Consider the following 20,131-nt stretch of genomic DNA (forward strand, 5'->3'; position numbering starts at 1 on the left):
GTGAACCTGACCCCGATAGTTCCAGGCCCCGCACCCTTCCTGCAGTAAGTGAACCTGGCACCGTGACTGCGCTTACCCCTGTTGCCACTGCACGCGTCTGGAAGTGGGCAGCGCGGCCTGAGCCGCGCTGCCACCATCCATCGGTCAATGCACGTGCGTCGCGCTACCCGCGGTGCCGTACACGGCCGGCATCTCCCGCACCCGGCCGCCCGCGGTGGGCTCGTCGAGCACCTGCGCATTGACCTGCCGGATCAGGTCCTTCATCTCGTCCGCGCCTTCGAAGATCGCCGCACCGATCACGGTGATCGTGCCGTCCGCGACATCCGTGCCCCCGGCCGCCATCAGCAGATCGCCCTGCGCGCGCAGCAGATCGAGCAGCCGGTCGGACTCGTCCAACTGATCCAGCGTCATGCCGAAGGCGAAATCCTGGTCGGCCTTCGCAGCCGGGCCGGCGGACTCGCCCCCCTCGCACTCCGTTTCCTCGTCCGCGTCGTCCGCATCCTCGTCTTCGTGCACCGCAGCGACAGGCTTGCCCTTGGCCTCCAGCCGCGCCGGCCAGGACAACGTGTCCAGCACCTGCTGCACCTGTTCGGCCAGCAGTTCCAGACACCCGGCCAACGCGGGGTGGTCGATCTCGGGGCCGTCTTCTTCCTCGTCCACGCGTGGCTCCGCCAGGCGTGACAGGAACACAATGTGCTGGTGCAGTTTGCGCAGCCGGAAATGGCTGTCCTCGGGCAGCAGGTAACCCAGCGCGCCACGCGTTTTCGTATCGGACTTCGACATCGTCGTCTCCTCATTCCCTGAAGTGCCCGTCCACGGATGTGGACGGGAAGTCGGGAGGCTAGAAACCGCAGACAGACGGCGGGCGTATTCCCCCGAAGGGTGTTGTATTAGCCGCCCTCCCGACGCAGGCATTGCGTCGGTCCATGCCTGCAAGCATGCAGGCACAAAAAACCCACCGGTTTGACGGAGGTGGGGACCGCTGTCTGAGGAGTTTCTAGGCTCCTTGGGACTGAGTCTGCTACGCGCAATGCGAGATGGTCAAGCCTGACGCTGGCGCGATTGAGCCATCTCGCCGTCGGAATTTCCCGCGGGCTGTGCTTCGGATGACCCTGCCGTTCTGCCTCCGGCGAAGCGTGGCCCCGAGCGCCTGGCTCGGTCTTTGAACGCTCGCGCTATCGATATCGTTTGTTGCCGCCGCACGTAATGCGGTACAGCCCGAGCAGGGCAACTCCCCCGAAGTTGCTGCGACGCGAGAGCGGGCTATAGCGGACCGACGCTGCCCGGCCCAGATACCATTGCCCTGGTGGTTGTGGTGTCGTAAGTGAACCTCTCATCCCTGGCACCGTTATATCCAAGACCGGAGGCGTGAACCTGGCGCTGTTGACCCCGCACCTTGAGGCCGGCCCAGATGGCAGGAAAGATAATTAGCTCTATTCATTCTGTACTGAATTTTTCTTCTAAATTAATTAACTAAATTCCGTCCGCGTGAATATCATATCTGCGGGAAATAGATTCATCGCGCGGACGGATCTCTCCGCGGCTCCGACATCATCCGAAAATAGAATGACAACGAGATCTTTCATTGCGCGTGTACAGCAGACATAGAAGAGGCGGCGAGTCCTCTCGATCTGTGTCTCCCTTCCCTCCTCTAAGCTCTTTTTGTCATTGAGCGAAAGTTCCTTAACTCCAAAATACTTGTCGTACGAAAACTGGGAGTGTGAGCTTTCGCCATCGTCGGCAATCACGAGCACTCTGTCGAACTCAGCACCCTTGATGCCCTGCTGCGTGGAAAACGGCGAAAGCTCGTCGACATACTCTTTGTAGCCTATGAAACCCGATGCCTTGCTAGCGAGAAATCCATCCATCGCGCTCATCTCGAGCCGATTGTCTTCGCCTTCATCCTGGGCCGCTTGGTCGTCATGCTGATCCGGAGGCGGGGGCGCCACAGCTTCCAAGTAGCTCAGAATTCGCGGGTCGAGAGTAATCAGTCCCGTGTCACGCATGTGCTCAAGCACCTCACGAGTTGTAGCTCGTGAGTCCGGCTGCATCAACTCCGCCAACTTCGCAGCAGCTTGCCGTAGCCCCGCAAGAAGAGCCGAAATCCCTACTCTAGGTATATTTTCTTTTGCGAGCTTCGGAGAGAATTTCCGCAGAAGCGACATCGCTTCAAATTCGCGGCCTTCGACAGTCGCGGAGGCGAGTGGAAGCGCCAGAGACATAATAGGTCGAAGCGGCCATGCCGTGGCATCAAGAAAGCCATCTTTGAACGAACTCGGTGCGTTGGAATTCATCACCACATAAAGGTCGTCAAAGCCAAGTCGCCTAGCTGCCATGCGATGCACGATGACAAGAAGCTTTATCGCACCGTCTCGCCATGCTTGGTCTTTATTCTGCTCCCCGACCCAAGCCCGGACTTTTGCAATATTTTGGTCGCGCTGCTCATCGGCCGGCAAGATGAACATGCGAGCCGTGCCCTCGACAGAAATCTCTTCGCCTTCGGCAGTGGTGATCGTTCGTCCTCTTGTCTGCACTAGCCCGTCATCGCCGCGACGAATTGCGTTCGCGACGCTCAAAACGGCAGTCGGGCATCGAAAGTTCTCTTGCTTGGTGATCGTCGCCCATCCGTCCTCGGCTCTGATCGGTCCGACGCCCGTCATGTAGATTCGTTGCATGGGATCTCCAAAAAATCCGACGCAGAACTTCCCCTGAGACTGACTCGCAACCGCCTTCAGCCCGGCCACCAAACCCTCACTCGTATCTTGACTTTCGTCAACGAATACAAAAGGGAACTGCTGCGCTAACAGCGTCCTAAAAAGAGGGCGCTGATTCAGGAACTGAGTCGCGCACCGCAGCACGTCGTCGTGACCCAAGATGCCTTTCGTATAGTCGCTGCCGGTTCCGTATGCGAAGGATCGAACCCGGTCGATACGCCGCAAGGATTGGCGGAAGCGGGCGAGGTCGCGTTGATCCTTTTCCTTCGTTCTCTGATGGACGCGTGGGCCGTAGGTCTTCCCCTCGAGCTCTCCGATTTTCTCTTGGATCCGCGATGCTACCCAATTCCGAATGTCGCTCTGAAACGGGCGAACCAACGTCCACATGAAGCTATGTATCGTCGAGACATGGACAAGTGGATTATTGCCGACATCAGCCCAAACCTCCTGAGCAGCAATCTCGGTGTAGGTGATGCAGGCGACACGCTGGCGACGGCACTTTAAAGACGCGAAATGAACATCAATGATCGCTGAGAGCGCTTTAATAAGCGAGGTAGTCTTGCCAGAGCCAGCGCCCGCGACCATCACGAATGAACGACGCTCCGCAGCAGATAAGCATTCCTTCAGTTCAATGTCAGCCGGGGTGTCCGGCTTGTCTAGTCGCCGGCTCATTGATCGTGGCCCGGGATGTGCGCCGCCTCTACTATCTCAGGCGCGATCGCTTCAGCGGCTGCCTCCGCCTCTTCCTTCGCCTCGAGGTTAACGACCTTCTCCAGCCACTGAAGGCCCTGCTCGATATAGAGCGGCACCGTCCACTGCTCTTCTTTGCGAGCAAGGACACCCAGCGCGAACTTCGTTTTGTCAAAATATTGACCGATGACGCGCTTATGCAGCCCGGTGGCCAAGGCCGCCGGCGTCGCGATCTCTCCGCGCAATTTCAGTCCCAGTTGTTTCCGATCTGCATCTTGGCACCACTCCGCGTTCTGTAGGCCAAAGCTGACTTCCAAGGTGCGGCCACAGACTGACGTGATTACTCCCCCCCAAGTAACGTCGACGGCACATTGGTAGGCGACACGTACCTTGGAATTCTCGGTTCCTGGAATATCTTCGGTTTTCTCATCATCCGCTGCTGCGAGAAGATCTGCGACGGTCTTCTTCTTTGGGAGCCACTGAATCAGCGTCTGATTAGCTGTAGCTGAATTCGCTTCAAGTGGCTCGCAGGTTTTTCCGTATTTCTTTACGGGCTCGCCACCCTCTTCCTCCGCAGGAACGTCGAATTCCTTCTCGTCCTCCTCTTCGTCCTCGGCAGGAGCTTCGACCAGAGCCACGCTGTCCAAATCGGTGATGACTAGCGTGCTGATTCCAAGAAATCGGATGAGCTCTCGAAATCGGTGCCCGAATGCTCCTCCAACTTCGAGCACTGCCAGAGAAGCGGCGCTAAGCCCTCTCGCCACCTTCTCTATCATTAGGGGGAGCAATAGTCGCTCGACATTCCCCTCTACCAAGATCGCAGCATCGGCGAAGAACAGGTCGCAGTGAGTGAGCTTCAAGTAGCGTTGAAGGAAGTCGCGGTCTTTCGGAGCGTCGCCTGCTTGGAAAGTCGACAGATTGAGAACCTGCGTGGCCTGCTCGCCATCGGTGATGTGCCTGCGGAAATATCGGATCGGCGTGAATCCCCTCTCATAGAGTATGTGCGGCGAATGTGTCGTCACGATAAGTTGGGATCGGAATGCGCTTACCTCTTCTCCCTCTACCTTCAAGAGCTCAAGCACATTGCGGATGAACACCTGCTGCAACTGCGCGTGCAGATGCGCTTCCGGCTCTTCCACGAAAACTAAATGCAATGGGGGGCGGTTCTCTTCGATCCTCCACTTTTCCTGAATGTCTAGAATCTCGACAACCATGTAAATGAGATTCTTGAGTCCCAGTCCGTTGTAGCTGTCAGGAAGACGTACAGGAATTCTTTCGCCGAGGATGTAGTGAACTTTAGCGTCCTGGCTCATTACGCTGGCCGGATTCAGGCCCGACGCGATCTCAAGGCGCGGATTGTGCATGCCGGGATAGCCGAGCTTAGCTAGCCGCTCCAGCGTCGGCTTAAACACATCCATAAGGTGCTTGTTGAGACTCTCCTCAGAATCAAAAAGTGCCTTTAACACAGCATGGTCATCAGGCATTTGAGCAAGATTGCGCTCGTAGAAGCGACTTAGGCGACGTGACAGATCTTCCGCGCGTCCCATTCCTCCGGGGCTATTTGAGTCCGGGTCAGCAAGATGGCGTTGCGCGTGCAAGCAATCCACCCGGATCAATGATCGCAGGATCGTTGCGCCTCCCGGATCCGTTGGAATCGACTGAGGATGGTAGCTGGCGTCCAGCTCAGTGTAAGCGGCGTCAAAGTGTGTGCGATCGAGAACGAAGTAGCGGAATTCAAACTCTGCTTTTAGCTCCTGCTCAAGAAAGTGCGTCAGGTTTTTGGGCCAGGGTGCGTACGCACCCGCACGCTCTCCAAGCGCCTCTATCTGCGCAACTGCTTTCAGCTTTGCCTCTTTGAAGCGTTTAAGCGTTTCAGATGCATTAACCGCGCCGAACTCAATCCGAATACCAACCTCCTTGCCTAGCCATTCCGAGCTCGGCAGGATGGGCAAGACCAGATAGAGATCGTCCTCGGCGACATCGAACCAAAGGTCTAGCGTGATTGATGGAAGCACTGCCGCCGCATCATTTGCGGGCGGTTTTTCTCCGATCTCATTCAGCTGCTCCCAGAGGTTGGAGCTAAAGTCAAACAGCGAGAGCTTTTCCTTCCTTCCCGAAAGTAGGGTCTGCACGGCTTGCGTGGCAGATGTCTTGCCACTGTTGTTAGCTCCTACAAAAATTGAAATATCTGGGGCTAATTCGATATGGACGTCACGCAGCCGCCTATAATTTTTAAGCCGATATGATTTTAGATGCATTTTCCTTACCAGATGTTTTAGTGCGGGCGAGGCCCCCGCTGATGCCCTGCGGGCTAATGGACTAACGGTGCAAGGTTCACTTCTACCCGTACCACTGGGACTCACAAGGCACCCCATCGCTGTGGCCGGTATCCGGACAATTCCGGATGAAGAAGGTGGCTTCCTCACATGACCGCATCTGCGAGCAGTGCTGGCTGCCATCACAGCTAAGGTTCTGGGCCGCCTTTGGCTGCAGCCGTTCCGGCGTCACTGGTTGACGAGCCGAGGTGGCGGCAAGAGTTGCAGCCGTCGTGGCATAGGGCGGATTGAAGTGGCGATAGCCGCCCCACGCGGCGGCGATGAGCAGCAGCACGATCAGAAAGCGCATGGCGGGGTCTGCCTGATGGGTGGCGAAGGAGGACAGCGACTGCCGGCAAGGTTCATCGCGTGCCGCGGCACTTGGGGAAGGCGCTGCAGCCCCAGAAGGTGGTGTTGGCGCGGCGGTTGCTGCGTTCGACCATCGCGCTGCCGCAGCGTGGGCAGCCGGGTGTCGCGGCGAGGGTCGGGGCGGGGGCGCCGAAAGCGGGCGCGATGCGGGGCGCGGGTGTCGGCATCGGTCTCGACTCCGGAATGCGCGCTTCTTCCTGTATCTCGCGGATCATCGCCAGCAGGGTCGCGCCGTCGATCAGTTCGATCGGCTTGCCGGCCGCGAAGCGCGCGGCGTCTCTGGTGAATCCGCCGACGGTGACGATGCGCACGGCGTGTGCGCCGTGGTGGGTGAGCAGGCCGTACATCTCGCGCACCACGTTCACCGGCACCTGCTGGCGGCGCCATTGCTTGCACTGCACCAGCGTGCGTTGGCCGTCCTTGCGCAGGATCAGATCGATACCGCCGTCGGCGCCGCCCAGGCCGGTTTCCTCGACGCGGTAGCCCCGTCGACGGAAGGCTTCGCCGACCAGGCATTCGAAGTTGCGCCAGCCGATGGTGGCGAGGCTGTCGAGGCCGGTGCGCGTGTCGAGCAGGCGGCGGCGCTTGCGCCCGCGCACGAACGAGACCAGCGAGGCGACGGTGCACAGGGCCAGCACCGCCCATGCCAACGGCGCGAGGGCATCGGCCTGCGCGGCCAGCGCCTGGGCGAACGGCCCGTCCTGGCGTGCGAACAGCGCCGGAATGCCGTGGCGGATGCCGGCATAGCCGGCCAGGCCCACGACAATGCCCACCGGCCAAGGTGATGCGGCCAGATCCTCCAGCGTGCTGCGGCGTGCGCGTCCCATGCGACTTCCCCTGTCCCCTGCGCCCGACGATAGCGCGAAGTCGCATGGGGCGTCAGCGAGGGGGTGGTTCCGCTGCAGTTGTCGGCTCGGCTAGGGTGTCCAGTCGACGATCTGGCTGCCGGGACTGGCGAAACACGGTGGGTGCCCGAACAGCTCGGCCGTCCTGCGCACGTACTCGCGCGGCTCGACGGCGGGCCGGGACGCGCCACCCTCGAACCGCAGCAGGCCCGCTTCGATTTGCCGGGCGCTGGCGTCGAAGAACGCCGGCAGCGAATGCGCAAGGCGGTTGCAGCCGACGCCCTGCCCCATGTCGTAGACCGCGCCCCAGGTGGGCGAGCCGGCGATGGCGTTCACGACGAGATACGAGCCGGCGCCGTCCGCGAGTAGCGGGATGAAGCCACGGGGCCAGTAGTCGGGGTTCTCGTCGTCCTCGTGGGACGCCAGGTCGTGGTGGGTCTGGAGGGCCTCCGCCAGTGACAGGGCGGTCATGCGCCAGGCCAGGTGCGGCTCGAACAGGCCGAGCGCATCGCAGGCGTCGGGATCCGTGCCATCGACGGCGCGGAAATAGGCCAGCAGCGCCGGCGGCGGTGATACGCCGGGCAATGCGGCAAGCCGGTCGAGCGCGACGGCATCGACCAGCGGCGCGAGCACCCTTGGCGTGGGCGAGCCGTGGTGCTGCAGCACGGTGAGGTAATGCGCGAGAAACGCGGGGGCGTCGAGAGCGGGCATGTTCGAACTCCTGGTTGTGGCGCGCGTGTGGCGACCGCGCGGTTCCGGCAACCAGCGGACGCAGTGGCCTGGCCTGGTGCGTCGCGTGACGTCTCCTTGGCTGGAAGCCACAGGGCCGGGCCCGGCGGGCGTCGATGCTGCCACGAACCCTGGGATGGCTGTCGCCTGCGGTGACCGCGAACCCGGACGGTCCAGACGCGTTCGCGCCACTGCAGACTTGAGCTGCACTGGTCTTCGCCGCAGCGCCGGCATCGACACGACGCGTGCGGGCACGCGGCCGCCGGGCTATCGTGCCGGCCTGCTGACGAAGACGTGCCCATGAAGAAGAGCTACGACCCGCCGTTGACCACGAACCAGAATGCGCCGCTCTACCGCGTCGACCAGGGCATCCGGAAAGCGCAGGAACGCCTGGCATCCGCGATCGACATGAAGCGGCACCACACCAACCAGAACCTGGCGCAGGAAGTGATCAAGGAAGCGCGCGACGGCCTGCGCAAGGCCGAGCACCAGCGCGAACTCAAGATCAAGGAACTCGCGCAGAAGGATGCGGAACGGCAGGCCTGGCGGAGTTAGGCGGAGCGCCGGTGCGGATGCCGGTGCCCTGGCTGGTTCTGTTCCTTGATGCCTGGGCGCTTTTCTGCGGACGGCGTCGCCGACGGGCGTGTTCCATTGCGCCAGTCGATGGTGGCGAGGCTGGCGAGACCGGTTGCGCGTGTCGAGGGTTGGTGCCTGCGGCGCCAGTCTGGTCCTTGAACGCTGCGGTGGGGTACCAGGGCGTCGTCGCCGCCTGCGTACGCGCGGGTTTCGATGCGCGCCCTGCGGAAACGTCAAAGCCCCGACCGGGGCCGGGGCTTCGAGGGTGGCATCAGGTGCGGCGTGTGCCGCCCGGGACTGGTCAGCGTGCGAACGCGATCCGGTCGAGCGTGTTGTCGGCCGCCTTGATCCACACGTTGAGTTCGCGCCCGTGCGCAGTGCGGCCGCCGAGCGTCGGCGCGGCGTCGTTCTCCTGACGCGGTTCGAACACCACCTGGAACGTGCCGTCGGCAACGGGATGCACATGCACGTGGAAATGGGCGAGATCCGCCTCGGGCTGCTTGTCCTTGAACACCGGAACGGCAGCGACGAGTGCAGCGGCGCGCGCGCCGTCGAGTTCGATCGGCGTTTGCGGCGTGTTGGTGCCCTGGGCCGACTGCGCGGCCAAGGCTGAAAAAGCGAGCGTGCTCATGAGCAGGATCCTGTGGAAGACCATGGAGTGACCTCCGGCAATTGGGGTGCGGTGCCTGCAGACCCGCGGTGCGCCGTCAGTTGATCAGCGTGTCCTGGCGCGTGGCCGAATCATACTTGCGGAAGTCGCCACCCGGCGTGGAGACGTAGATCACCGGCCCCCAGTAGCCGCCATCGGCGACGCGCTTGTCCTGCGAGGAGAACTGGTCGCTGTTGAACTCGTCGCCGGCCTTGTCGGTGCGGGTGCCGTCACTCTTCGAATAATCCGCGTGGCCGTGGTAGCAGGCGGCCAGTTCCATGCCGTCGGGCTGTGGCACCTGGCTCGGATCGAAGCCGTCGAGCGTGCCGCCCATCGGCGTGGACACGAAGAACTGCCCGCTGTCGGTGTCGCGGAAGACGAGTCCACCGTTCTCGAGGTTGGCCTGGATCGAAAGCGGGTTCGAATATTCCATCATCGCGACGGCGGCGGCATCGCTGGAGGCGAACGGCCCCAGCGCAGTGCCCGCCGGCACCAGGGGCGCCACTTCGGACACGTTGACCGGCACGGTGCGATCGTCGGCAATCGCCACGGCCGCGCGCTCGGTGAGCACCTCGTCGGTCAGCGTGCCGCCATCGGCGGTCTCGATGCCGGCGACGAGGTCGTAGGCGTGGTCCTGCTGCGCTTGCGTGGCGGCGGGCGCCACCAGCGTATCGACGACCTGCTGATAGCGCGGATTGTCGCGCGCGGCCAGCGCCTGGATGGCGGTGATGTCCTGGATCGGCGACGAACTGGCCTGGAGGGAACCGATGCTCATGCGGGCGCGCCCTGTGCGGAAGATCGAGTGTCAGGGTGTCGACGCGCCGGTGGCCCCACAAGCTGGGGCGGACCCTTGGGTGGCGCGTCGGATCCTGCGCAAGCGAGCCAGGCGGCATTTCTACACACGGACGCTCATGATGGCTTCTGCGGAGGCTTCGTCGCCTTGCGCCCAGTGACCTGCTTCGGAAGCTTCTTCTCTTCAGCTTTGACCCGTCGCTCGACTTTTTTCAGATCTTCGGCAGGTGGCAGGGCTTCCGGGCGAATATTGCGGTCTGTCAGGATCTTGCGAACGTCCTCGTTGTTCTTGACGTGCTCGCGGGTGATTCCGGGTTCGTCGCGCAAATCCTGCTGCTTGACCTGCAGGTTGGTGACCTCGTTCGCGAAGTCCTTGGCCTTGATCGTGATGGCCGGGAGGAAATCCGCCAGCGGACGACTTACCGGCACGGCCAGCTTCTTCTTCATGTCGCCAGTGGTGAAGCTGCCGAACAACGCTGAGTCGCCTTGCTCAATATTCGGGCGAAACCTTGGCCATCGATGCCGCGTTCGTACAGCACGCCGGACAGCGCCTTCTGAGAGAGCGTCAATTTTTCGCGCGCCTGCAGCCGCTCGAGTTCAGAGATCCGCTGCTCGATGACTTCCTGCTTCCGGGTCTGGACTGCGAAGTAGGTCATCGCAAATGCAATCTCGTCCTTCTGGGGATTGCCGTTCTGGGCGATGAGATAGCAGGCGTACCGAGTGAGCGCCCAATCATCGATTTCCCTGATGGCGCCCCTTTCCTGTCTCGATCATCTTGTTGACGTCAACAAAATGATCCTTGATCGATTGGCCAGCGTTTTCGCAGGCAATCCGTGCCTTGTCGATCACCAAAGAAAAGTTGCGCCATTCGGCATAGCCAAGAAGTTCCTGGAGCTCCCGCGCCAGCCAGAACTCCACACCGTTCTCACTGTGGGCACAGTCCTCGAAACTGCCGTGCAGGCGATGAATCAGTTCCTTCTTCATTTAACTCTCCTTGGTCCGGTCGACCGGACGGTACGTCAGAACAGCGCCCCTTGGCTCGGGGGTGATTCGGGCGCGTGCTCTACGGGCGCAGAAGACGGTGTCTCCACCGCACCCAGCCGCCACCCCAAACCGGACCAGCGGCCTGCATGGCGATCGAGCGCCTCGCGCAGGATCGGCGCGCTCGCGACGACATGCAGCGCGCTGCGGGCGCGGGTCATGCCGGTGTAGACGAGTTCGCGCGACAGCACACGATTGAAGCGCTCGGGCAGTACCAGCCACACCGCATCGAACTCGCTGCCCTGCGCCTTGTGCACTGTCATCGCGAACGCGCTGTCGTGCGCGGGCAGCGCGGCGGGGTGGAACGGGCGCGGGTGCTGCGGATCGTCGCCGGGGAACCAGGCCACGAGCGCGCCGTCGTCGTCACGCAGGCAGATACCGATGTCGCCGTTGAACAGGCGATGGCGGTAGCTGTTCTCGGTGATCAGCAGCAGACGCCCATGGAAATAACCGGGACCGGCGCCGCGCCGCGTGCTGCCGCCGAGCAGTTCTTCAATGCGCGCATTGAGCCCACGCGCGCCCTTCGGCCCTTCACGTACGGCGGTGAGGATGCGCTGGCGACCGGCAAGGGCGAGGGCTTCGACGGGATCGGTGGTGTCGGCGAGCGCGGTCCAGTGCGCAAGCAACTGCTCGCGGTGTGCGGCGAGCGGATCGGTCTGGCCTTCGTGGAAATGCACGCCGGCGAGGTCGCCGGTGCGCAGCAGCGACAGTGCGGTGTCGGCATCGCCTTCGCGCACGGCGGTGGCGAGCTGGGCGAGATCGAGGGCGGCACTCTGGCGGTAGCCGCGTTGCAGGTGGATGCGACGGCCGGGGAAACGCGTCGCCCCTTGGAAATGATGACCGTCATTCCCGCGTAGGCGGGAATCCATGGACGTTTCTTGTACTCGGTCGAACGTCTCTGGATGACCAGCCCTGTCCGCTGTTGAAGAGCGAGTCCCGCCAGTGCGGGGACGACGATCGTCGTGCGACACGCCAGCCGCTGCGTCTGCAGCGGCTGGCGTCGCGCGCGAGCGCGCTCCTACAGGGGGGTGCATCAGGAGGTCGATGATCTCGGCGTCGTCATTGGCGATCTCCTTGCCATCACCGGCCGCACGCAGGATGCCGCTGAGCACATCGCCGGCTTCGACCGACGGCAGCTGGTCGGGATCGCCCAGCAGCACGAGGCGTGCGCCATCGGCGACGGCGTCGACCAGCTTGGCCATCAGCGGCAGATCGATCATCGAGGCTTCGTCGACGACGACGACATCGAACGGCAGCGGGTTGTCGGTGTGGTGGCGGAAGCGCGGGCTGTCGGGAATCGTGCCAAGCAGGCGGTGCAGCGTGGTGCCGGCGGTGGGCAGCCCATCGAGCAATGCGGAATCCACATTGGCGGCGGCCAGCGCCTGCACGGCCTTGCGCACGCTCTCGGCCATGCGCTCGGCGGCGCGTCCGGTGGGCGCGGCGAGGGCGATGCGTGGTGCGGGGCGCCCGGCGTGCAGCGCCTGCGCGGCGAGCAAGGCCAGCAAGCGCGTGATCGTCGTGGTCTTGCCGGTGCCGGGCCCGCCGGTCACCAGCACCAGGTTGTGGCGGAGCGCGACCGCCGCGGCGAGGGCCTGCAGATCGACGCCGGTGCGGGCGTCGGGAAACAGCTGCAGGAACAGGGATGCCAGCGCATCCAGGTCGCCCCGTTCCGGGGTGTGCGCGCCGATGCGCCGCAGACCGAGTGCGAGGTGGCGTTCGTACTCGCGATAGCGGCGCAGGTAGAGCAGGCCGTGCTCGAAGACGAGCGGTGCGTTGGCGATGGATTCGGCGTCGCCGTCCGCGGGTTGCGAAATCCACGGTGAGGCGTCGAGATCAGCGCGCCAGCTGTCGGGTGCGGGCCAGCGGATATCGGCGTCGACGAGACGCTGCGGCGCTGCGGGATCGAAACCGGCGTGGCCGTTGGCGACGGCGAGCGATGCGAGTGCAGCGGCGGCGAGCACGGTGTCGGGCGTGGCGGGGTCGAGGCGCCGCAGCGACTGCGCGAGCGCGTTGTCGAGCGTGCGCAGGGCGCCGGCGTCGCGGAGGCTTTGGAGGAGGGCGGGGGTGCTCATGGTGTTGGGGGTTCCAGCGAGCGTTGGCCCTCACCCCAACCCCTCTCCCGGAGGGAGAGGGGCTCAATTCCTGCAGGCGCGAGCCAATCGTGCGAGATGTGATCTCGCGCGCGATCAGCCAGAGCCCCTCTCCCTTTGGGAGAGGGGTTGGGGTGAGGGCAGACGCTCGCGATAAACCCGGCTCCTGATGCCACTGCCCTATCCAGTCCGAAGAACAGAGCGTCGTTGTCTGCACACATCACGCCGCCACCCCCACATCCCGCCCCGCGAACAACCCGTCCAGCGCATCCACCAGCTCAGGCGCAAACCGCCATGCCTGCACGCCCGGCGCATCCTCGCGCGTGGCATCCAGTCCGCGGCAGAACAGATACCGCACGCCGCCGAAATCGCGCGCGTAGTCGTAACCATCGCCCAGACGGAACCGAAGCCAGCGATGCAACGCGACGGTGTAGATCAGCGCCTGCAGGTCGTATTCGCTGTGCGCCATCGCGGCCTCCAGTTGCGCAGGGCCGTAGCCGGGCAGGCGGTTGGTCTTGTAGTCCAGCACGTACCAGCGCCAGTCATGCACATACGTCAGATCGATCAGGCCGGTCATCAGGCCTTCGAGCTGGCGGCGCGTGCCGAAGCCGCTGCGCGCGGTCAGCACGCCGTGGCGGTGCAGCAATGCGAGCAGGGCATCGATGCGCGTGGGCGCGAGGGCGAACTGGAATTCGATCTCCGGACGGCGTGCATCGGGCGGCACGTCGGCGAGGCGCATGCCTTCGGGCAGGGTGACGGTCAATGTCTGGCCGACCAGCGGGGTCAGCACGTTGATCCCGTCTTCGAGATCCGCGTCCGCGTAACCGGCGGCGCGCAGGCGCTCGACGATCACGTCCGCATCAGTGTCGGGCGCGGGCGCACCCGGCGTCCACGCGGACCACTGCGCGAAGTCGCTGCGTTCGAGCACGTCGTGCAGCACCACGCCGAAACGGGCGCCGGCGAAGCGCGGATCGTAGACATCGGTATCGGCCGTCGTGTCCGGCGCTGCGTCGGGATCGACAGAGGGTTCGTCCTGGCCACCGGGCGCCGCCTGCGTGGACGCGCTCGATGCGTCGTGGCCGGACTCGGCATTCGCCAGCTGGGTGAAGCTGTAGACCCACCAGTCGCTGAGCAGCGAGCGCGTCGCGACGCGCGCGGCCGGCACGGCGTCTTCGGATTCGGGCGGCAGCCACGGCAGTGATGCCGGCGGCGTCTGCGTGTCGATGCGGATGGCGCTGCCGAGCGCATCAGCGAGTGCGTCCGGCGCGGCGATCATGTGCGCGATCGCGGCCTTGTTGTAGTCGTAGAACTTGCCACCCGCGATCCACAGCGCATGCCGTGCGCGGGTCAGGCCGACGTAGAGCAAGCGCGCATCCTCGGCGCGTTGTCCGTCCTGCCAGGTCTGCTTTGCGGCGTCCCAGCCGGACCGCGACGGCAGCAGTTTCCAGTGCAGGGCGCGGCCATCATCGTCGGCGACGGTGACGTGGCGTCCGGCGTCGCGCGGTTTCCCGCCGATGCCGGCGAACGGCAGGAACACCAGCGGATATTCCAGGCCCTTGCTCTTGTGCAGCGTGACCACCTGCACCCGGCGCGCGTCCGACTCCAGGCGCAGCAGCTGGCTGTCGTCGTCACTGCTGGCGGACGCGATCGCGCGCGACAGCCAGTCGACGAGGCCGTGCAGGCCCAGCGCATGCGCCTGCGCTTCCTGCAGCAGTTCGGCGAGTTGCAGGTAGTTGGTCAGGCGACGCTCGCCATCGAGCAGGCCGAGCAGGCGGCCGGCGTGTGCGGCGCAGAGATCGGTGATCAGCGCGAGCGGGCCGCCGCGCTGCAGGCGATCGCGCCAGCCGAGCGCGGCGAGTTGCCAGGTGCGCAGCGCGTCGCCGTCCTCGTCGAGTGCGGCGACGTGACTTGCGTCCTCGCCGATCAGCACCGTCGACAGCGCCATGCGCAGGCGGCCGTCATCGGCGCCGTGCAGCAGCGCGAGCAGCAAGGCGTGCACGTCGCGCGCTTCGGCGGTCGCGAACAGGCTCTGCTTGCCGGCGGCGACCGCGGGAATGCCGACCATTGCCAGCGCGGCGCGGATGCGCGTGGCCTCACTGTGCGAGCGCACCAGCACCGCGATGTCGCCGGGCTGCACCGGGCGGCCTTCGATCAGCGCGGTGCCTGCGCGCGCGTCGCTGAGCACGCGATGGATCTCGGCGACGCAGGCCTGGGTCGCGAGTTCGCGCGAGCGGCCGGCGCTCCAGGGTTTGAGCTTGCCCTTGTGGTCCGGCGGCGGATCGGGTGCCTGCCACAAGGTGAGCGCAGGCGCGGGTGCGCCATCACGCAGATAGTCGTCGTCGCGCCGCACGCCGCCGGGTTCGACTTCGCGGAAGCGGATGCGGTCGTCGACGAACGGCGGATGGCCTGACGCGTCCGCCTGCGCGTACAGCGCCGCGACCGCGCGCAGCACGCCGGGGCGCGAGCGGAAGTTCAGGGCGAGCGGCGGCGCGCGTTCGGCCGATGCCTGCGCGGCGAGATAGGTTTCCACATCGCCGCCGCGGAAGCCGTAGATCGCCTGCTTGGGATCGCCGATGACGAACAGCGCCGGCGCGCCACTGGCGGCGCCGAACACGCGCTCGAAGATCCGCCATTGGCGGGGATCGGTGTCCTGGAATTCGTCGACCAGCGCGACCCGGTACTGCGCGCGCAGTTGCGTGACCAGCGCGTCGGCCTGGGGTCCGTCGACGGCATCGGCGACGCGGTCGATCAGGTCGTCATAGGTCTGCACGCGCTGCTGCTGCTTGAAGCGGTCGACGCGGGCGCGGGCGTCGTCGCGCAGGCGGTGCAGCAGCTCGACGCGGCGGGCGTCCTGCCATTCGGCGATCTCGTCGAGCGCGGCGAGATACGCGGGAATCGCATCGCAGACCGGCGAGTCGGGTGTACGGCCGACTGCTTTCACGCTGGTCCGCTTCTGCAGCATGTCGCGCGTCAGGTTCTCGAGCTTGGGATGCTCGAAGGGCATGTCAAAGTCTTCGCGCGCGCACCATTGCCCCAGCGCTCCGAAGAGCGCGTCGATCCAGTCGGCTTTGTAGCTGGCGTTGTTGAGCACCTTGTCTTCGACAGCGTTGACAAGCGCGGCGTGGAAATCCTCGCCATGCGCATGGAACGCCGCCGCAAGCGCAGCCCCCGCAGCGCGCAGGCGCGGCGCAGGATCGTCGGGCAGCTCAGTGAGTGCCGGCCGTAGCACGCGTTCGCGCACCAGCGGCGACAGATCGCCGGCGAGGGCGAGCGGACCGCCGGACCACAGGCTCAGCAGATCGTCGGCGGCATCGGGCTCGACGCCGTGCGAACGCCATAGATCGGCGGCAATGGCTTCGCGCAAGGCCGTGTCGCTGGTCATCAGCTCGGGCGCATCGAAGCCCTGCCCGGCTTCCAGTGCATGTTCGCGCAACACGCGCGCGCAGAAACCGTGGATGGTGAAGATCGCGGCGAGGTCGATCTCGTCGGCCGCCGTGCGCAGGCGGCGTCGCAAGCCCTCGGCGCTCTCTTCGCCGCGCGCGAGATGCTGCGCGAGCACGGCGCTGGTCAATGCGGCTTCGGGCGAGGCGTCGTCGCCGATGTCGGCGTCTACCAGTGCCTCGGCCATCTTCAGGCGCTTGTGGATGCGGCTGCGCAGTTCCTGGGTCGCGGCTTCGGTGAAGGTCACCGCGAGAATCTCGCCGACGCGCAGGCCGCCTTCGACGACGAGCCGCACGACCAGCGTCGCCAGCGTGAACGTCTTGCCGGTGCCGGCCGAGGCCTCGATGGCGCGCACGCCGTCGAGCGGCAGCAGCAGGTAGGGATCGGTGCTGCTCATTCCGATTCCTCCACGTCGAGTTCCGCGGCGATCGCGCGCAGCGCATCCAGATCGGTGCCGCCGTAGACCAGACCCTTCACCACCGCGCCGAACACGGTCATCGCCTGGTCGACGAACGCAATCTGGGTGGCCTGATCGGTGAACGGATCGCGCCCGCGCAGCGCGAGGCGCAGCGCTTCGGTATTGCCCTCACCCCAGCTGCGGTCGCTGCCGTGCCACTTCTTCGCGGCGTTCTGGAGACCGCGCTCGAGATTCGGCGCATTGAACAGTTCCCAGCCGCTGTAGGGCGCGAACGGCAATGGCGTGCGCAGGCCCTGTGCGCGCAGCGCGATCAGATGCGCGAGCAGCGCGCGGGCCTCGTGTGGTGCCAGGGTGGCGCGCGTGTGTGGACCGGCGCCGGCATCGCCGCCGTCGTGGAACTGCACCAGCGGCGTCTCGAGTCCGGCGGCGCTGGCGAGCAGCCAGTCGAGGCCGTCACGGATCGAGGAATTGCCGTTCGGCGCGTCGAAGCGGATGCGTGCGATGCCGTGTGGATACACATCACCGAGCCGCCCGTGCAGGCGCACAGCCTGCCCCGGACCTGATCCGGGGCCATCGATGTCGACCTCGATCCGCGGCGCATCGGCAACCGAATCGCCGCGCCACGCGCGAAAAGCCTCGGCATAGCCGTCGACCTCGCGTCGCACCGCATCGAGCGTGCGACGCCCCAGCGGCCCGGACGGCAGCAGGCCGCGTGCGCGCAGCAGGGCCTGCGTGGTCGCATCGTCGTCGCCGCGCAGACGCGCCTCGAACACCGCCCGCTGCAGCTGCTGTTTCGCCAGACCACGGCCCGGTGCGAGCAGCGGTTCGACATCGCCTTCCAGCGTCTCGACTTCGGCCAGCCGCATGCCCAGCCGCTGGCGCAGGAAGGTCTCGGCCGGTGCCTGCAGGAAACGCCGCAGCGCATCGAGCGACAGCGCGTCGTCGGCATCTTCGGGCGGCGGCAGCGGGGCGCCGTCGAACCATGCCGGCAGCGCGATGCGGCGTTGCGCGGGTTGCGCTGCGGCCTGCCACCATTGCTGGCGATACGAGAACCGGCGCGGCTCGTCGCCGGCGCCGAACGCGGCCGGTGCGAACGGCTGCAGCGGGTGATGCACGACGAGGTCGTCCGCCGCGTGCGCGTCCGGCACGTGCTGCGCATCGGCGGCGGCCAGCAGTTCGGTCACCAGCACCGAAGGCTCGCGCACGCTGCCGTCGCGCGGGTCCGCGCCCTGGTAGCTCACGTAGAACACGTCCTGCGCGGCGGCGAACAGTTGCAGAAACAGGAAGCGGTCGTCGTCGCGCGTGCTGCGGTCGCCGACCTGGCGGCGATCGGTGCCGAGTTCGGCGGTCAGGCGGTTGAGCCCCGCTGCGGAATCGCGACGCGGGAAGTCGCCATCGTCCATGCCGAGCAGGCAGATCGCGCGGAACGGCAGCAGGCGCATCGGCACCATGCGGCCGACGCTGACGCCGCCGGTCAGCAGCGGCGCGCGGGTGTCGGCCTCGCCGAGCACACCAGCGAAATGCGCGCGTACGGCCTCCGACGGCACCGGCGCATCGAAACCGGCGCGCTTGGCATCGGCGGCAAAGGCATCGATCAGGCTGCGCAGACGATCGAGCGCGCGCTGGGTGGCGGGCGTCGACGGGGGTTTCGGCAGCAGCGCATCGAGCAGACGCAGCAGGCGGTCGCGCCAGGCCTCGGGCGGCATCGCCTCGCCGAGCAGGTCGGCATGGCGCGCAAGCACGCGCAGCAGGCGGACCAGGGTGTCGAGCGCATCGAGCGCGCTGCCTTCGAGTTCGGGCAATGGTGCGATGAGTTGACCGGACCCCGTCGCGATCGGTGCGTCGCTGCCGCTGGCGTGGCCGAGCAGCAGGCGGTCGAGCGCGAACGCCCAGGTGTAGGCATCGTCGGCCGGCGCGTCGAGGCGCGCGCGATGCGCGGCGTCGATGCCCCAGCGCGCACCGGCCGCGAACAGCCAGGCATGCAACCGCGCGAACGCGCCGGCATCGAGCCCGGCGGAGTCGGCCAGCGGCGGACTCGCCAGCAGGTCGAGCGTCTCCTCCAGCCCGAAGCGCGCGACCGGCAGCGCGAGCAGGCGCAGGAACACATCGGCCAGCGGCTCACCGGCGAGCGGGCTGGCATCGGCCAGCGCATACGGAATGGCCTGATTGAAGCCGGAGTCCTCACGCCCGCGACCGCCGAATACCGCATCCAGATACGGGATGTAGGGATCGATGTCCGGCGCCAGCACCGCGACCTCGCGCGGCTGCAGCGGCGGATCGAAGCGAGGATCCTCGAACAACGCGCGCAGCTGGTCGTGCAGCACCTGCAGTTCGCGCAGGCGGGTGTGGCAGGCGTGCACCTGCAGGCTTGGGTCGTCGCGTCGCAATGCTGGCAGACGCGTGCGCGGATCCATCGCGGTCGGCGTCAGCGGCGGCGACGGCAGGCGCTGGAACAGGTCCGACTGCAGCCGCCGCAGCAGGCTGCCGTGCAGCGCGCCGCCGCCTTCGCCGGGATCGGCATCGCTGCGCAGTTCGATATCCGGATGCACGACTTCGTAACTGCCGAGCACCGCCATGAAATCGCGGCCGGCGTGGCCCCAGGCCTGCAGCAGCGGATTTTCGGTGCGCGCGGCCTCGGCGCCGCCGGCGCGCACGCGCTGCAGATCGCCCCAGTAATCGCGGCTCGGCGAGGGCACGTAGAAATGCAGCGTGCCCACGCGCGCCTGCGTGGCGAGCACGCGCAGCACGTCGGGCGAGACGTTGAGCGTGGCGAACGCGAACAGTCGCGGCGGCAGGCCGACCGGCAGCGGCGCGTCATGGCCTTCGAAACGGTCGAGGTATTGCTGGATGCGGCGAGCGCGATGCTGGCGGCCGCGCGCGATGCGCCGCCACAGAATTGCCTGCGGATCGTCGGCATCCGCGCCCGCTTCCCAGCGCAGCAGCCAGTCGCGGCGCCAGGCCTGGTATTTCTCGAACACCGAGGCGAGTTCGCCGGCCAGCGCCCACGGCCGCAGTGGATCCACGCTGTCGACATGCGCGCGCAACGCGGCCAGCGCGGGCTGGGCGAGAAAGGCCGGATCGGTCAGCGCGGCGTAGAGATGCCAGCGCAGCGCGGCGGCATCGGGTTCGTCGGTCGGCGGGCCGAGATTCGCCGACAGCGCCTTGCCGACGAATTCGCCCGGCGTCACGAATTCCAGATTGGCCGCGACGCCGTGCTCGGCGGCGAGCGTCGCCTGCAGCCAGCGCCGCATCGCGACCTGCGGAATCAGCACCACATCCGGCGCCAGCAGCGACTGCCCCGGCGCCGGCGTGCGAAGCGCGTGCGCCATCAGGCCCGCCAGCACCTCCAATGCATTGGAGTGGTAGAGGCGGAAGTCGGGGACGGCGTCGGGCATTCCGCCATGATGCCGGACACCGGTCGCATCGGCAGCGACGCGCGCGGCCACAAGCGGCTGCGCGGCG

At 65.8% G+C, this 20,131-nt stretch carries 15 protein-coding genes; 1 reads left to right on the forward strand and 14 read right to left on the reverse strand.

Annotated elements, in window-relative coordinates; translation table 11 throughout:
- Positions 1 to 144: 144 nt before the first annotated feature.
- The 6 genes from J2X52_RS01915 to J2X52_RS01940 form a co-directional block, all read right to left on the reverse strand.
- Positions 145 to 783: a hypothetical protein gene (locus tag J2X52_RS01915; protein WP_310147854.1), complete on the reverse strand. Its 639-nt coding sequence runs from the start codon at positions 781 to 783 to the stop codon at positions 145 to 147.
- Positions 784 to 1,469: 686 nt separating this feature from the next.
- The gene (locus tag J2X52_RS01920; protein ID WP_310147857.1) at positions 1,470 to 3,386 is read right to left on the reverse strand and encodes a UvrD-helicase domain-containing protein; all 1,917 of its coding nucleotides are present in this window, start codon (positions 3,384 to 3,386) and stop codon (positions 1,470 to 1,472) included.
- Positions 3,383 to 5,662 (reverse strand): ATP-dependent endonuclease, encoded by a 2,280-nt coding sequence (locus J2X52_RS01925; RefSeq protein ID WP_310147860.1) that lies wholly within the window; start codon positions 5,660 to 5,662, stop codon positions 3,383 to 3,385. The genes J2X52_RS01920 and J2X52_RS01925 overlap by 4 nt, the downstream gene beginning before the upstream one ends.
- A gap of 82 nt (positions 5,663 to 5,744) precedes the next feature.
- Positions 5,745 to 6,029, reverse strand: a complete 285-nt coding sequence (locus J2X52_RS01930) for an excalibur calcium-binding domain-containing protein (protein ID WP_310147863.1) — start codon at positions 6,027 to 6,029, stop codon at positions 5,745 to 5,747.
- A 52-nt stretch (positions 6,030 to 6,081) separates the two neighbouring features.
- A complete protein-coding gene (locus J2X52_RS01935) occupies positions 6,082 to 6,915 on the reverse strand; it encodes a restriction endonuclease (protein ID WP_310147864.1) in 834 nt (277 codons plus the stop codon).
- A gap of 90 nt (positions 6,916 to 7,005) precedes the next feature.
- Positions 7,006 to 7,644 carry a hypothetical protein gene (locus J2X52_RS01940; RefSeq protein WP_310147867.1) on the reverse strand — a complete coding sequence of 213 codons (639 nt, stop codon included), beginning with the start codon at positions 7,642 to 7,644 and terminating at the stop codon, positions 7,006 to 7,008.
- A 318-nt stretch (positions 7,645 to 7,962) separates the two neighbouring features.
- Here J2X52_RS01940 and J2X52_RS01945 point away from each other — a divergent pair, with 318 nt between their 5' ends.
- A complete protein-coding gene (locus J2X52_RS01945; RefSeq protein WP_310147870.1) occupies positions 7,963 to 8,217 on the forward strand; it encodes a hypothetical protein in 255 nt (84 codons plus the stop codon).
- A 322-nt stretch (positions 8,218 to 8,539) separates the two neighbouring features.
- Here J2X52_RS01945 and J2X52_RS01950 read toward each other — a convergent pair whose 3' ends face one another.
- The 8 genes from J2X52_RS01950 to recC form a co-directional block, all read right to left on the reverse strand.
- Entirely contained in the window at positions 8,540 to 8,869 is a 330-nt protein-coding gene (locus J2X52_RS01950; RefSeq protein ID WP_310147873.1) for a hypothetical protein, read from the reverse strand.
- 76 nt (positions 8,870 to 8,945) lie between these two features.
- The gene (locus J2X52_RS01955) at positions 8,946 to 9,662 is read right to left on the reverse strand and encodes a DUF4329 domain-containing protein (protein ID WP_310147876.1); all 717 of its coding nucleotides are present in this window, start codon (positions 9,660 to 9,662) and stop codon (positions 8,946 to 8,948) included.
- A 134-nt stretch (positions 9,663 to 9,796) separates the two neighbouring features.
- On the reverse strand, positions 9,797 to 10,126 hold the full coding sequence (locus J2X52_RS01960; RefSeq protein ID WP_310147879.1) for a hypothetical protein: 330 nt from the start codon (positions 10,124 to 10,126) through the stop codon (positions 9,797 to 9,799).
- The gene (locus J2X52_RS01965; protein ID WP_310147884.1) at positions 10,123 to 10,335 is read right to left on the reverse strand and encodes a hypothetical protein; all 213 of its coding nucleotides are present in this window, start codon (positions 10,333 to 10,335) and stop codon (positions 10,123 to 10,125) included. The genes J2X52_RS01960 and J2X52_RS01965 overlap by 4 nt, the downstream gene beginning before the upstream one ends.
- Positions 10,336 to 10,411: 76 nt before the next feature.
- Positions 10,412 to 10,663: a hypothetical protein gene (locus tag J2X52_RS01970; RefSeq protein WP_310147887.1), complete on the reverse strand. Its 252-nt coding sequence runs from the start codon at positions 10,661 to 10,663 to the stop codon at positions 10,412 to 10,414.
- 35 nt (positions 10,664 to 10,698) lie between these two features.
- On the reverse strand, positions 10,699 to 12,792 hold the full coding sequence (gene recD, locus J2X52_RS01975; protein ID WP_310147890.1) for an exodeoxyribonuclease V subunit alpha: 2,094 nt from the start codon (positions 12,790 to 12,792) through the stop codon (positions 10,699 to 10,701).
- Positions 12,793 to 13,030: 238 nt separating this feature from the next.
- Positions 13,031 to 16,654 carry an exodeoxyribonuclease V subunit beta gene (locus tag J2X52_RS01980; protein WP_310148812.1) on the reverse strand — a complete coding sequence of 1,208 codons (3,624 nt, stop codon included), beginning with the start codon at positions 16,652 to 16,654 and terminating at the stop codon, positions 13,031 to 13,033.
- Positions 16,645 to 20,064, reverse strand: coding sequence for an exodeoxyribonuclease V subunit gamma (recC, locus tag J2X52_RS01985; protein ID WP_310147893.1), 3,420 nt, complete (start codon positions 20,062 to 20,064; stop codon positions 16,645 to 16,647). Before recC ends, J2X52_RS01980 begins: the two co-directional genes overlap by 10 nt.
- Between the last annotated feature and the right edge of the window lie 67 nt (positions 20,065 to 20,131).

It is taken from the genome of Luteimonas sp. 3794 (genome assembly GCF_031456825.1).
GTDB lineage: Bacteria > Pseudomonadota > Gammaproteobacteria > Xanthomonadales > Xanthomonadaceae > Luteimonas.

Bases quoted from the DNA above. Each gene is read 5' to 3' on its own strand.
- J2X52_RS01915 (WP_310147854.1), bottom strand. From the start codon at position 783: ATGTCGAAGTCCGATACGAAAACGCGTGGCGCGCTGGGTTACCTGCTG.
- J2X52_RS01920 (WP_310147857.1), bottom strand. From the start codon at position 3,386: ATGAGCCGGCGACTAGACAAGCCGGACACCCCGGCTGACATTGAACTG.
- J2X52_RS01925 (WP_310147860.1), bottom strand. From the start codon at position 5,662: ATGCATCTAAAATCATATCGGCTTAAAAATTATAGGCGGCTGCGTGAC.
- J2X52_RS01930 (WP_310147863.1), bottom strand. From the start codon at position 6,029: ATGCGCTTTCTGATCGTGCTGCTGCTCATCGCCGCCGCGTGGGGCGGC.
- J2X52_RS01935 (WP_310147864.1), bottom strand. From the start codon at position 6,915: ATGGGACGCGCACGCCGCAGCACGCTGGAGGATCTGGCCGCATCACCT.
- J2X52_RS01940 (WP_310147867.1), bottom strand. From the start codon at position 7,644: ATGCCCGCTCTCGACGCCCCCGCGTTTCTCGCGCATTACCTCACCGTG.
- J2X52_RS01945 (WP_310147870.1), top strand. From the start codon at position 7,963: ATGAAGAAGAGCTACGACCCGCCGTTGACCACGAACCAGAATGCGCCG.
- J2X52_RS01950 (WP_310147873.1), bottom strand. From the start codon at position 8,869: ATGAGCACGCTCGCTTTTTCAGCCTTGGCCGCGCAGTCGGCCCAGGGC.
- J2X52_RS01955 (WP_310147876.1), bottom strand. From the start codon at position 9,662: ATGAGCATCGGTTCCCTCCAGGCCAGTTCGTCGCCGATCCAGGACATC.
- J2X52_RS01960 (WP_310147879.1), bottom strand. From the start codon at position 10,126: ATGAAGAAGAAGCTGGCCGTGCCGGTAAGTCGTCCGCTGGCGGATTTC.
- J2X52_RS01965 (WP_310147884.1), bottom strand. From the start codon at position 10,335: ATGACCTACTTCGCAGTCCAGACCCGGAAGCAGGAAGTCATCGAGCAG.
- J2X52_RS01970 (WP_310147887.1), bottom strand. From the start codon at position 10,663: ATGAAGAAGGAACTGATTCATCGCCTGCACGGCAGTTTCGAGGACTGT.
- recD (WP_310147890.1), bottom strand. From the start codon at position 12,792: ATGAGCACCCCCGCCCTCCTCCAAAGCCTCCGCGACGCCGGCGCCCTG.
- recC (WP_310147893.1), bottom strand. From the start codon at position 20,064: ATGCCCGACGCCGTCCCCGACTTCCGCCTCTACCACTCCAATGCATTG.